Annotated in this window: 12 protein-coding genes; 10 read left to right on the top strand and 2 right to left on the bottom strand. The window is 55.3% G+C overall.

Features of this window, described 5'->3' with window-relative positions:
• Positions 1 to 63 precede the first annotated feature (63 nt).
• Positions 64 to 744 (bottom strand): polymer-forming cytoskeletal protein, encoded by a 681-nt coding sequence (locus IRT44_RS16665; RefSeq protein WP_230077027.1) that lies wholly within the window; start codon positions 742 to 744, stop codon positions 64 to 66.
• A gap of 14 nt (positions 745 to 758) precedes the next feature.
• Positions 759 to 1,382: a YhbD family protein gene (locus IRT44_RS16660; protein WP_212132474.1), complete on the bottom strand. Its 624-nt coding sequence runs from the start codon at positions 1,380 to 1,382 to the stop codon at positions 759 to 761.
• A 215-nt stretch (positions 1,383 to 1,597) separates the two neighbouring features.
• Here IRT44_RS16660 and IRT44_RS19420 point away from each other — a divergent pair, with 215 nt between their 5' ends.
• From IRT44_RS19420 to topA, 10 genes are all read left to right on the top strand, one after another.
• Positions 1,598 to 2,416, top strand: a complete 819-nt coding sequence (locus IRT44_RS19420) for an aspartate aminotransferase family protein (RefSeq protein WP_326838926.1) — start codon at positions 1,598 to 1,600, stop codon at positions 2,414 to 2,416.
• A 29-nt stretch (positions 2,417 to 2,445) separates the two neighbouring features.
• The gene (locus tag IRT44_RS19415) at positions 2,446 to 2,955 is read left to right on the top strand and encodes an aminotransferase class III-fold pyridoxal phosphate-dependent enzyme (protein ID WP_326838925.1); all 510 of its coding nucleotides are present in this window, start codon (positions 2,446 to 2,448) and stop codon (positions 2,953 to 2,955) included.
• 87 nt (positions 2,956 to 3,042) lie between these two features.
• Positions 3,043 to 3,909, top strand: coding sequence for a MurR/RpiR family transcriptional regulator (locus IRT44_RS16650; protein WP_230077026.1), 867 nt, complete (start codon positions 3,043 to 3,045; stop codon positions 3,907 to 3,909).
• Positions 3,910 to 4,091: 182 nt separating this feature from the next.
• Positions 4,092 to 4,514: a hypothetical protein gene (locus IRT44_RS16645; RefSeq protein ID WP_230077025.1), complete on the top strand. Its 423-nt coding sequence runs from the start codon at positions 4,092 to 4,094 to the stop codon at positions 4,512 to 4,514.
• Between the two features lie 79 nt (positions 4,515 to 4,593).
• On the top strand, positions 4,594 to 4,908 hold the full coding sequence (locus tag IRT44_RS16640; protein WP_171564624.1) for a YbjQ family protein: 315 nt from the start codon (positions 4,594 to 4,596) through the stop codon (positions 4,906 to 4,908).
• Positions 4,909 to 5,608: 700 nt separating this feature from the next.
• Positions 5,609 to 6,664, top strand: a complete 1,056-nt coding sequence (locus tag IRT44_RS16635) for a hypothetical protein (RefSeq protein ID WP_171564625.1) — start codon at positions 5,609 to 5,611, stop codon at positions 6,662 to 6,664.
• A 189-nt stretch (positions 6,665 to 6,853) separates the two neighbouring features.
• On the top strand, positions 6,854 to 8,014 hold the full coding sequence (gene sucC / locus IRT44_RS16630) for an ADP-forming succinate--CoA ligase subunit beta (RefSeq protein WP_171564626.1): 1,161 nt from the start codon (positions 6,854 to 6,856) through the stop codon (positions 8,012 to 8,014).
• Positions 8,015 to 8,093: 79 nt separating this feature from the next.
• Complete coding sequence (sucD, locus tag IRT44_RS16625) at positions 8,094 to 9,023, top strand: succinate--CoA ligase subunit alpha (protein ID WP_029098935.1); 930 nt, start codon at positions 8,094 to 8,096, stop codon at positions 9,021 to 9,023.
• Positions 9,024 to 9,178: 155 nt separating this feature from the next.
• Positions 9,179 to 10,294 (top strand): DNA-processing protein DprA, encoded by a 1,116-nt coding sequence (gene dprA, locus IRT44_RS16620; RefSeq protein ID WP_230077024.1) that lies wholly within the window; start codon positions 9,179 to 9,181, stop codon positions 10,292 to 10,294.
• Between the two features lie 107 nt (positions 10,295 to 10,401).
• The gene (topA, locus tag IRT44_RS16615) at positions 10,402 to 12,480 is read left to right on the top strand and encodes a type I DNA topoisomerase (RefSeq protein ID WP_212132471.1); all 2,079 of its coding nucleotides are present in this window, start codon (positions 10,402 to 10,404) and stop codon (positions 12,478 to 12,480) included.
• The last annotated feature ends 14 nt before the right edge of the window (positions 12,481 to 12,494 follow it).

Below are 12,494 nucleotides of genomic sequence, written 5' to 3'. Positions count from 1 at the left end.
GCTTGGGCCGTGCGGTCATGGATGCCAGTGGTCAACGGACATGTCTCAGGTCTCCTTCGACGATTACACCTGTTGATGACGGGTCACCTTGGCCTCGGGAGACTGCTCGTATTTGTTGCGGTACTCGACCAGTTCGATGTCGCAGCCCGGACCGATCCGCACGTTGTTTCCGCGAACCACGCCGGCTTGCGTGTATTCCAGATAAATGTCATCACCCTCGATGCTGTCTGCGCTCAGTTTGGACGCAAACGGGGGAAAGAGAAACGCCAGAAATCTGGAAAGGTCGTTTGTCTCTCTGCGAACCGATATCGTTTTGCCGCCCATTTCCCGGATGCGGCTGTGTCCGTACAGCCTGACATCAATCGTTTCCGCGTTGACCAGTCCGTCGATGCGGATACCGCCCTTGATGGTGAGGGTTTCCACCTCGCAGTTTCCGGTGATGTTCGGCATTCCGCTCAGCTCCGCCCGCTCACCGGCAATGTCGCCGCGGACGGTCGCCTTGCCGTTTATGACGACGTGCTCCGCCTTGAGAAAGCCGGCGATGGTGGCCAGCCCGTTTACTTCGATGCTGTCGTCAGCTGTTACGCTGCCGTTAATGTCTGCCTTGCCGTTGCAGAGAAACCTGACGCATGACAGATCGCCGTTTACCTTGCTCATTCCGTCGATTCTGACGTTGTTGAAAACCCCGCCCGACGCGCTTCCCATCCCGCTGATCAGCAGGTTGTGCCGCTTTTCCCTGTCCATAGGCGATTCCTCCCTTACGATAGTTTCAATTTCAGTGTTTCAATAACGTCGGCGATATTGAGCCGTTCCACGATGTTGACGCTCTGCTCGAAGTAGACGTCGCTCGGGCTTGAGACGAGCAGAAAAGCGGACACGCCCATTTTGCGCACGAAGATCAGTTCGCAATTTTTTCCTGCGAATTTGCCGTAGTGTCGGAGCAGCGTGCCGAGCAGGTTTTTGCCTTCGTCGAGGCTGATGACGCCCTGCTGGAGCAGCTTTTCCAGGATGAAGACAGCCAGGATGTAATCGAACGGAAACACCGGTGCATCCCCGAACTGTTCCGTAAACAAGTCCAGTGCCACTTTTGAAACAATGTTACGTTTCAGTAAGTCCTGTTTGCTCAAGGATATGTCCGCAGGCGCGGGCGAGAACATATCGGCCAGTTCGTCGAGCGACAAGTCGTCCTTCATGTTTTTGATCTTGTCAATGCGAGCGAGGATCATTTCGCGGGGAAAAAACGTCTCCTGACCGGTGAAGGTGGATTTGCGGATGAACCACTCTTCGGGAATGAGCTTTTTTCGCTTCCAGCGGTACAGTTGGCCGTATGAGATGCCTGTCAGTTCCAGCAGTTCCTTCTTGGAGATGAGATCCTGTTCCACAACGGGCCCCCCTTTCGCACAATTAGTGTAACATAACAATGTTACGTTGTAAAGACGGCAGCCGCCTGTTCGGGAAACAAGCAGGCGGAAATAGGCATATCACCTAACTGCGCTGCTGTGTCCCGATTTCATGATCGTGCTGTTATGAAATAAATATTGCAATAAATAAAATATGGTGCAATAATTATTTCATAAACGACGTGGGGGGAGTCACCATGAATCTTTCTTCCTTTCAGCAGCACTACCGTGAAAAACGTCCGAAATCAGCGGCGTTTTTTGAGCAGGCACAAATGTTGATTGCCGGTGGAGTGAACGGCAATCTGCGATACTATCAACCCTTTCCCATTACCTTTGCGCAGGCGCGTGATGCCTGGCTGTATGACCTGGACGGCCATGCGTACGTCGACTACTTGCTGTCTTATGGCGCTTTGCTTTTGGGGCATGGTCATCCGGTTGTACAGAAGGCGATTCAACAAGTATGGGAACAGCAGGGGACCAGCAGTTTTGGCGCAACTCATCCGCTGGAGCTGGAAATGGCACAAGAACTGGCCGGTCTGTATCCCAGCTTTGAGGAAGTGCGGTTTACCAATTCCGGTTTGGAAGCGACGCTGTTTGCTCTGCGTCTGGCAATGGCTTACACGGGGAAAACGCATATCGCCAAATTTGAGGGCCATTATCACGGGGCGCACGATCATGTGCTGGTCAGCGTAAATCCGACCTTTGACCGCTTCGGGGATCAAACATCGCCGGCGTCCGTTCCGGAATCCCTGGGGACACCGGATTACTATCTGCAGCATACCGTCGTGCTTCCGTTCAACGATTGGGATGCTTGCGAAAAAATTATGACAGAGAAAAAGGATCAGCTCGCCGCTGTCATCGTGGAACCGATGCAATCCGGATATATCCCGGCCGACCGCCAGTTTATGAAAAATCTGCGGCAGCTGACTGACAACCTCGGAATTATCCTCATTTTTGATGAAGTCAAGACGGGATTTCGCGTTTCCTTGGGGGCGCCCAGGATTACTATGGCGTAACGCCCGATTTAAGCGCATTGGGGAAAGTGGTGGGAGGAGGGTTCCCGATCGGCGTCGTCGGGGGAAAACGCCGCCTTCTCGAGATGTGTTCGCCTCTGCGCTCCCGCAATCGTCAGGAAGTCGTCTTTCACAGCGGCACCTTCAACGGCAATCCCATCTCCCTTGCGGCAGGCCTGGCTACGATTCGGTATTTGCAGGAGCCTGGCCGTTTTGCATCGCTGGTGCAGCGCACACATCAGCTGCGCGACGGAATTCACGAGCTTGCCCGGCGGTATGGCGTCCCCGTAAAAACAATGGGCGTCGGGACCATTTTCAACGTCCTGACTACGGAGGCTGAAGTACGGAATTATCGCGATCTGGGGGCGAACCGCCACGAGCTTCGCCTTGCGCTCGACTATCTGCTGATGGATCACGGTGTCTATTCAAAACCGCTCAATCGCTTTTCGCTCTCAGACGCGCACGGCCCGGCGGAGATTCAGGCGACGCTGGACGCGTTTGAAAAAAGTTTTGCCGCGCTGGGCCAACATGTGACCGCATAGTCGTATTCCGCTGCGTTGTCGCCGCTTCTATCCTTTCGTATACTTAACGGTATTGGATGTACGGGACAACGTATTGAGGTGATCACGATGGAATACGGACCTTCCATTCTCCAGAAGGTGTCACAGTTGTACGCACAGATGAGTCCCTCACAGCAGCGGATTGCCGACGTAATACTGCGGGACCCTGAATCGGCCGCCTTTTACAACGTCGCCGAAATGTCCCGCAAGGCCGGTGTCAGCGAATCGACCGTTACCCGCTTTGCCTCGTTTATCGGCTGTTCGGGCTATCCGGCCCTCTCGCGGGAACTGCAGGAACTGGTCCGATCAAAGTTGACCACCGGCGAGCGCTTCCATCTCTCGCGCGTGGTGGAAAGTGCCGAGCAGCGAACAGTCCTGCAGTATTTCGAAGAGGATGTGCAAAACCTGACGCTGATGATGGAACGAATCGATTTGGAGGCGTTTGGAAGGATCGTCAAACGTCTCGTCGCGGCTCCGCGCATCGGAATCGTTTGTGCGCGAAGCACGCTGTCCATCGGGCTTTTCTTCGAGTTTTACCTGCGTTTTCTGAGCAAGGAGACCGTCTTGCTTACCGGAGAGCCGCGCACGGTTGATCAGCTGCAACGCTTTGGCGCAGACGATGTGATTGTGGGCATCGGCTTTGCGCGATACTCCCGTTTTACGGTCGACTGTCTGGCCTACGGGAAGAAAAAAGGGGTTCATGTCGCAGCCATTACTGACTATCCCTCTTCGCCGCTGGTTCGCCATGCCGACGAGGTGCTCTATACGCCGACAGGAATTGCTTCACACATGGATTCCCTGGTAGCGCCGCTTTCGGTCGTCACTGCCCTGCTGCGAGCGATGACCCAGGCGTCTGCCGAACAGGCCAAGGATGTCCTGCTGGAATTGGAAGAGGTTTGGAGGCACTTTGACAGTTACGTGGAACCCAGGAAATAGACATGTGCGTGACCCTATCAAACTGCACGTGCAAAACACCCTGCCGGCATCGGTAGGGTGTTTTTGCATAATGCAGGATTTTCTACACATACAAACGTTGTTCATGGGAAATGTATGGATATGAAACTGGGGGTTTATGGCGAACACGATGTCTGAGCGCTTACGAACAAGGAGGGATTCATTTGAATCACAGAGAGCATCAAGAAGAGAATCCGTTTTTCAATCTGGTCGAGAACAAGCTCGAGGAGCCCGGGAATGACCAACAGAAGAAGCAGCAGAACGACGAACGACAGCATGGGCAGCAGGACGTACAGCAGGCAATTGAGCAGAAGCGGCAGCAGATAGCGCCGCCAGCCGCGCCTTGTCAGCGGGAGGAGCAGCAGAATCAGGTGAACCATCAAAAAATCAATCAATTTATCCAGGAATCCAAACAAGAACTGCAAGAAGGAGTACTTGGCGATATCTGGCAACAGGAGCAACAGGAGCAACCGCAGCAACAACAAGAACAGCAACAACAGCAACCGCAACATCAACTGCAAGAATCGAAACCTGCATCCGGTATGCAGCAGGGGAGTGCCAGCCAAGGTGCTGTCGGCACGGTGTGAAAAAACGTTTGCAACCGAACAGCTGCCCCAACCGTAATAATAGTAGGAATACGAACTTGATTCATGGGGAGGCAATCACATGCTCATCTCAACCACCAACACCTTGCAGGGCAAAGAAGTTGTGGAGTATCTGGGCATTGTCAGCGGTGAAGTGATTATGGGGGCCAACGTGGTTCGCGATTTTCTGGCAGGGATCACTGACATCATCGGCGGCCGCAGCGGTGCCTATGAGAACAAGCTCGCCGAAGGCAGGGAACTGGCGATCCAGGAAATGAAGGAGAAAGCGAGAGCCCTGGGGGCAAATGCCGTCATCGGCGTGGATTTGGACTTCGAGACGCTGCGCGAAGGCATGATGATGGTAATCGCTACGGGAACAGCGGTACGGGTGAAGTGACAGTCGGGCATCTGCCCGGCTTTCTCTTTGATGCGATCGGGTAGGACAAAACAAGCGGAGCAAAAAATGCTTTACTCCGAATGGGAAGCAATACTATTCTAACAAGTGAACAAGTATTTTCTAAATTGTCAGCAAATAACATACGCTGCCGGCATCCCATTAGGGAGAACGGACTTCCGTAGACGCAGCAGCTCACCCTGCCAAAGAACCAGTAAAAAATAACTACTATAATACATGGCGGCGGCGAGGCCGTTCCCCCAAAACGCCGAAAGCGCGAGATACAAACCTTCATCTGCGGGCATTGCGACAATAATTCCCGCTCTGTCGACCATGGTAGAAAAAACTGGTCAAGACTTGGAGTCCTGCGATAAAATAAGACCTGCGAACTACTGTCTCCATAATGAGGGACCGCTCGTGTACCTTTTTGGCTGTTATCAAAAAGCTGGAAGACCACACCGTGCACGTTGACTTCTACCACCTGTCGAAGCAGCCTCAGCCGTGCGCCTGATGCTGAAGGCAAACGCCAGATTCGTGAAAAAAGACGGGATAATTTCGTCGCGGCCGCCTTCGACGAGGCGGGCGCAGAACCAGTTTGCGGATTGGACAAGCGCGGTGACAAATGCGTCGCGATCCGCACTGTCGATTGGGGCTGTTGCAGGGATGTCTGACAAGCCAGCGATCACGATGGGAGGATACCTGCATGAAAAGGACCTTGCGTGCGTATGTGTTTCCGGTACTGATGGCCGGTCTGTTGCTGGCCGGCTGCTCCGAGGGCGTCAAAGATGCGGAGTCCGACATGAAAAAGCAGTTGGACGCCGATCTGAGAGCCGTGGAAAAGGTAACCGTGCTCTCCACGGACGGTCAGGAAGTTCCTCTTGCTCTCGACGAATTTCTCAAGGAACTTCCCGAGCAGGGAAAAGACCTGCAGGTTTCCCCGCAGCCGCTGAAGCGGGACGAGATTCGCTATACGCTGGTGCTCTACCGGCAGAAGCTGGCCCCGTTGGTGGTGGAAGTGGGCAAGCAAGCAAGCCAGTACGGAGAGAATACATATCGCGGACCGGGTGCCGACCGCTTTTACCAGTGGATCCATCGGAAGGCGGGAAAAGGGCTGCTGCCGACAGCAGTCCAGACGGCGGTGGTCACTGCTGAAGACTTGGGTCAAACGGTTACGCTTGGCACAACCCAGGCGAAATTTCTCCAGGGGGTGCTTGCGGCTGCCACCCCGCTGAGCGACGAGAAGATCGATCAGTACCCGCTGTATCCCAATTACCTGCTGCGCATCGATGCAGGGGATCGTTCCCTGCACGTTTCCATGCTAACGCCGACGCTGGTGTCCATTCCGTTCGGCCGGGAAACGCATTACTACAGCATCCAGGGTTCGCTGTTTTCGCAGCTCACCCAATGGCTGCCGCCGCGGCGGACGGAGGGTGATGCGTTGGACAGGCTGTTTCAAGCGTCGAAAATCCGCATCGAGCCGTCCGGGGATGTAAGCGTGGCGTCTGTCGAGCAAAGCGCGACGGAAACGACGGTGGAGCAGGGGAAAGCACATCAGTGTGTCCGGCTGCTGAAAGGCGGCGTGGCGATTGCCGGTCAGCCAAAGTCGCCGGGCAATGAGCGCTATCGCCTGATCTTTTCCGTCGAACAGGGCGACGTGACCGTGCACGTCTACGATCGCCACATTCGCGTGAACGACACCTGGTATGTCCACGAGCATCTGGACGACAAGCTGCTGACCCTGTTTGGGGGAAAAAAGTAAGCGGAATTCTCATGAAATGTTCGACTTCTGGTCACGCTAGTAGAGAACATGTCAATTCCACTACCACTTTTGCGATTTTTGTCGTAGAATAGTTACGTTGCACTGATAAAGGCAGTTTTGTGTCTGGCGGAACAAACTTTGGGCCGGTGCGAACCTGCCGATCTTTATTTGCCATTAGGAGGATGGAGAATGAACATTCACGAGTATCAAGGCAAAGAGATACTGAAGCAGTACGGTGTAAAGGTTCCCGAAGGACGCGTGGCGTTCACCGTGGATGAAGCGGTGGAAGCGGCCAAGGAACTGGGCACCCAGGTAGTCGTCGTGAAGGCGCAAATCCATGCCGGCGGACGCGGTAAGGCAGGCGGGGTAAAAGTGGCGAAAAGCCTCGACGAAGTCCGTACATATGCGCAAGAGCTGCTTGGCAAGGTTCTGGTTACTCACCAAACCGGTCCGGAAGGCAAAGAAGTAAAACGCCTCCTGATTGAGCAGGGCTGCGACATCAAGAAGGAATACTACGTCGGTCTTGTGGTTGACCGTTCGACTGGCCGTGTCGTTATGATGGCCTCCGAAGAGGGCGGTACTGAAATCGAAGAAGTGGCAGCACGCACCCCGGAAAAAATCTTCAAGGAAGTCATCGATCCGGTTACCGGCCTGACTCCATTCCAAGCGCGCAAGCTGGCGTTTGCGATCAATATTCCGAACGAATTGGTAAACAAAGCCGTCAAGTTCATGATGGGCCTGTACCAAGCATTTGTCGACAAAGATTGCTCCATCGCCGAAATCAACCCGCTCGTGGTTACCGGTGACGGCGAAGTCATGGCGCTTGACGCCAAGCTGAACTTCGACAGCAACGCCCTGTTCCGCCACCCTGAGATCGTGGAACTGCGCGACCTGGATGAAGAGGACGAAAAAGAGATCGAAGCATCCAAATTTGACCTCTCCTACATCGCCCTGGATGGCAACATCGGCTGCATGGTAAACGGTGCCGGCCTGGCCATGGCGACCATGGACATCATCAAATTCTACGGCGGCGAACCTGCCAACTTCCTCGATGTAGGCGGCGGCGCTACCGAAGAAAAAGTAACCGAAGCGTTCAAGATCATCCTGAAAGACCCGAAAGTAAAAGGGATCTTTGTCAACATCTTCGGCGGCATCATGAGATGCGACGTTATCGCAAACGGCGTTGTTGCTGCTGCGAAACAAGTGAAACTGGATCGTCCGCTGGTTGTCCGTCTGGAAGGCACCAACGTGGACCTCGGCAAGAAAATCCTCAGCGAATCCGGGCTCAACATCGTTGCGGCTGACTCCATGGCGGATGGCGCTGAGAAGATCGTAGCGCTGGTTCAATAAGGCACAGTCTCGGACGCACCGGAGAAAAGGCTTTTCGAGAAGTATCTATACGCGATGAAAAAGGTGGGACAATTACGCGATGAGTATTCTCGTGAACAAACATACAAAGGTAATCACCCAGAACATGACTGGTAAAACCGGTATGTTCCATACCAAAGGCGGTCTGGAGTACGGCACGCAAATGGTTGCAGGTGCAGTACCCGGCAAAGGCGGCACCGTAGTCGATTTCACGCTGGACAACGGCAGCACTGTATCGGTTCCGGTATTCAACACGGTAGCAGAAGCAAAAGAAGCGACCGGTGCCAACACATCGGTTATCTACGTTCCGCCGGCGTTTGCGGCTGACGCCATCATGGAAGCGGTTGATGCCGAACTGGATCTGGTCATCTGCATCACCGAAGGCATCCCGGTTCTCGACATGGTGAAAGTAAAACGCTACATGGAAGGCAAAAAGACCAAATTGATCGGCCCCAACTGCCCTGGTATCATCACGCCGGGTGAGTGCAAAATCGGCATCATGCCGGGCTACATTCACACCCCGGGTAAAGTGGGCATCGTATCCCGCTCCGGCACCCTGACCTACGAGGCGGTTCATCAAACCACGACCCGCGGTATCGGTCAGTCCACCGCAGTCGGTATCGGTGGTGACCCGGTAAAAGGCATGGAATTCATCGACGTGCTGAAACTGTTCAACGAAGACCCGGATACCGAAGCGGTTATCATGATCGGGGAAATCGGCGGTACGGCTGAGGAAGAAGCGGCTGAATGGATCGCTGCCAACATGAAGAAGCCGGTCGTAGGCTTTATCGGCGGTCAAACTGCTCCTCCGGGAAAACGTATGGGCCACGCTGGTGCAATCATCTCCGGCGGCAAAGGTACGGCAGCCGAGAAGATCGCCAAGCTGGAAGCGTGCGGCGTGCGCGTGGCAAAAACGCCGGCAGTCATCGGCGAAACGCTGGTGGAAGTGCTCAAAGAGCGCGGTCTGCTGGAAAAAGTAATGAACAAGTAATTCAATCTGGTCGCAGTTTGCGTGCCGAAAGAGGACAAGCATGGACGCTTGCCCTCTTTCTTTTTTTGTGCCCGCCGCTGTCTCCGTGTACAATAGCAGGCGAAACGTCGCGGCAGATGCCGCCGGACAACCACGCACAGATCGGAGGCGGTCGGGTGAAGGTCGGAAGTGATCGATTGGAAGAGCGGGATTGGCTGTATGCGATGATCAAGATGAACGGTCTGGGACGAAAAAAACTTTGGGAGCTGTACGGGCGCTGGGGATCATTCGCGCAAGCTGCCGTCAACTGGAAGACCGTTTTGGAAGAGGGGAACGTACGGGTGAGAACTGTGCAGACCTGGACGGACGCGCTTGCGCCATCCGCTGTGCTGGCAGTGAAGCAGGAACGAATCCGCGCCGGCATCTCGTTCGTATGTTTCTGGGAAGAGGCATTTCCCCCGCTGCTCAGGAACATTCCAGACCCGCCATTAGCCTTGTTTTACAGAGGGGATGTGTCGCTGCTGAAGCAGCCTGCGATCGGTGTCGTGGGCGCCCGCAAGCCGACTGCATATGGACGGGCGGCGTGCCGCCACCTGGTCAAACAGTTGGCCCAAACAGGCATGGTAATCGTCTCCGGGCTGGCGTACGGAATTGACGCTGAAGCGCACAGGGCGGCACTTGACGCCGGAGCGCCTACTGTCGGGGTGATGGGCTGCGGAATCGACCAGGTGTATCCCGTGTTTCATCGGCGTCTCTACGCGGAGATTGGGTCAAGCGGCCTGCTTCTTTCGGAATATCCGCCGGGGACGCCCGCAAAGCCGGGCCTGTTTCCCGAGCGCAACCGGATCATCAGCGGGCTGAGTCTCGGCGTGCTGGTCGTCGAAGCGGCGGAACGCAGCGGATCGCTGATTACGGCCGATTGTGCGCTGGAGCAGGGGCGGGAAGTGTTTGCCGTCCCCGGGCCGATATTTTCCGAGGTGAGCGCGGGTCCGCATAACTTGCTGAAACAAGGTGCAAAGCTAGTAACGAATGCGGCCGACGTGCTGGATGAATTGGGGGTATGGCCTAAGACGCCTGTTGCGGACGATCAGCCAGCCTGTGGAGATGGGGGCAGGCTGGGCGAAACGGAGTGCAAAGTATACGCGCTGATCGGCTGCGAGCCCGTCCACACTGACCAGCTGGCCGAAGCGCTCCCGCCGCGAGAACGGCAGCGGCTGCACCAGACCCTGCTTATGCTGGAAACAGGAGGATTCATTGTCAGCTTGCCCGGAGGCTATTTTGCCAGAAAGTGACCTCGTCCGATTTCCTCTAAGCAATATCAAGCCTTGCAGGTGTTTGACAAATCGGATGAGCATATTTAATAATAGGGGAGATTCCTTACAGAAAGGGGAGGAAATAAGTGGCTGACACGCTTGTGATTGTCGAATCCCCAGCAAAAGCAAAAACGATTGGAAAATATCTGGGAAGCAAATATATGGTGAAAGCGTCCATGGGCCATGTGCGCGACCTCCCAAAAAGCCAAATGGGTGTTGACGTATCGAAAGGATTTGAACCGAAATACATAACCATTCGCGGCAAGGGGGATGTGCTGAAAACCCTTAAGGACGCCGCCAAGAAAGTAAAAAAGGTATACCTGGCGGCGGACCCGGACCGCGAAGGGGAGGCGATTGCCTGGCACTTGGCGCAGTATCTCGGGTTGGACATGAGCCAGCCGCTGCGCGTGGTGTTCAACGAGATTACCAAAGACGCCATCAAGGAGGCGTTCAAACACCCACGTCACATCAACATGGACCTGGTGAACGCCCAGCAGGCGCGGCGAATCCTGGACCGCCTGGTCGGCTACAACATCAGCCCGATCTTGTGGAAAAAGGTGCGCAAAGGGCTGAGTGCCGGGCGCGTTCAGACGGTGACGGTCAAGCTGATCATTGACCGCGAGCGGGAAATCCAGCGGTTTGTGCCGGAGGAGTACTGGACGATCAGCAGTACGCTCTTGAGCAACGGCAAGCCGTTTGAGGCCAAATTCTACGGATACGGCGACGAAAAAAGGGAGCTGAAGTCAGAGGCGGACGTCAATGCGGTGCTGGACCGCATTCAGGGACAGCCGTACGTGGTGCAGAAGGTGACCAAACGGGAGCGCAAGCGCAATCCCGCACCACCGTTTATCACCAGCTCGCTGCAGCAGGAAGCGGCACGCAAGCTGAACTTCCGGGCGGCCAAGACGATGCGGATTGCGCAGGAGCTCTATGAAGGGATTGATCTGGGCGGCAAGGAAGGAACGGTCGGTCTGATCACCTACATGCGTACCGACTCCACGCGCGTTTCCGTGACGGCCCAAGAGGAAGCCAAAGCCTACATCGTGGAACACTTCGGGGCTGATTACGTCCCGGCCGAGCCGCGTGCCCAGGTGAAAAAGGAAAATGCCCAGGATGCCCACGAAGCGATTCGCCCGACGTCGGTCATGCGCACGCCGGACCAGCTCAAGGATGTGCTGAGCCGCGACCAGCTTCGCCTGTACCGGCTGATCTGGGAGCGCTTCCTTGCCAGTCAGATGGCGTCTGCTGTGCTGGACACGATGAGCGTGGACATCGCGGCAGGTGAAGTGACGTTCCGGGCGACCGGTTCCAAGGTAAAGTTCCCCGGCTTCATGAAGGTATATATTGAAGGAAGCGACGACGGCAAGGAAGAGGAAACATTCCTGCCGCCGATTGAAGAGGGACAGACGCTGGAATTGAAGGAAATCGAACCGACCCAGCACTTTACGCAGCCGCCGCCCCGCTACACCGAGGCGCGGCTGGTCAAGACGCTGGAGGAACTGGGGATTGGACGCCCCTCCACTTATGCGCCGACATTGGACACGATCCAGAAACGGGGCTACGTGGCTCTGGAGGAGAAGCGGTTCGTCCCGACCGAACTGGGGGAGATCGTCATTTCCCTGATCGAAGAGTTCTTCCCCGAAATCCTGGATGTGGAGTTTACCGCCCACATGGAATCCGACCTGGACAACATCGAGGAAGGGATTGTCGATTGGGTGAAGGTGCTCGACGCCTTCTACCAGGATTTTTCCAAGCGGCTCGCCGTTGCCGAGGAGCAGATGGAACAAGTAGAGCTGAAGGACGAAGAATCCGACGAGACGTGCGAACTGTGCGGCCGGGTGATGGTGTACAAACTGGGGCGTTTCGGGAAGTTTCTCGCCTGCTCCGGATTTCCCGAATGCCGCAACACCAAACCGATCGTCAAGGAACTCGGCATCCCCTGCCCGCAGTGTGAAACCGGATCGATCATTGAACGTAAATCTAAGAGGAACCGTATTTTTTACGGATGCAACCGTTATCCGGAATGCGATTTTGTTTCCTGGGACAAACCAATTGCGCGTCCTTGTCCGAAGTGCGGCGGGATGCTCGTCGAAAAGAAACGGAAAAAGCAGGGCGTCAGCATTGTCTGCACCAAATGCGATTACCAGGAAGAAGCCGATTCCTGAGGACGTGTGGAGGA

This window comes from Brevibacillus sedimenti, assembly GCF_020923495.1.
GTDB classification, from domain to species: domain Bacteria; phylum Bacillota; class Bacilli; order Brevibacillales; family Brevibacillaceae; genus Brevibacillus; species Brevibacillus aydinogluensis.
Note: the sequence above shows the minus strand (reverse complement) of the source record. Positions and strands in the feature narration are given on the sequence as shown.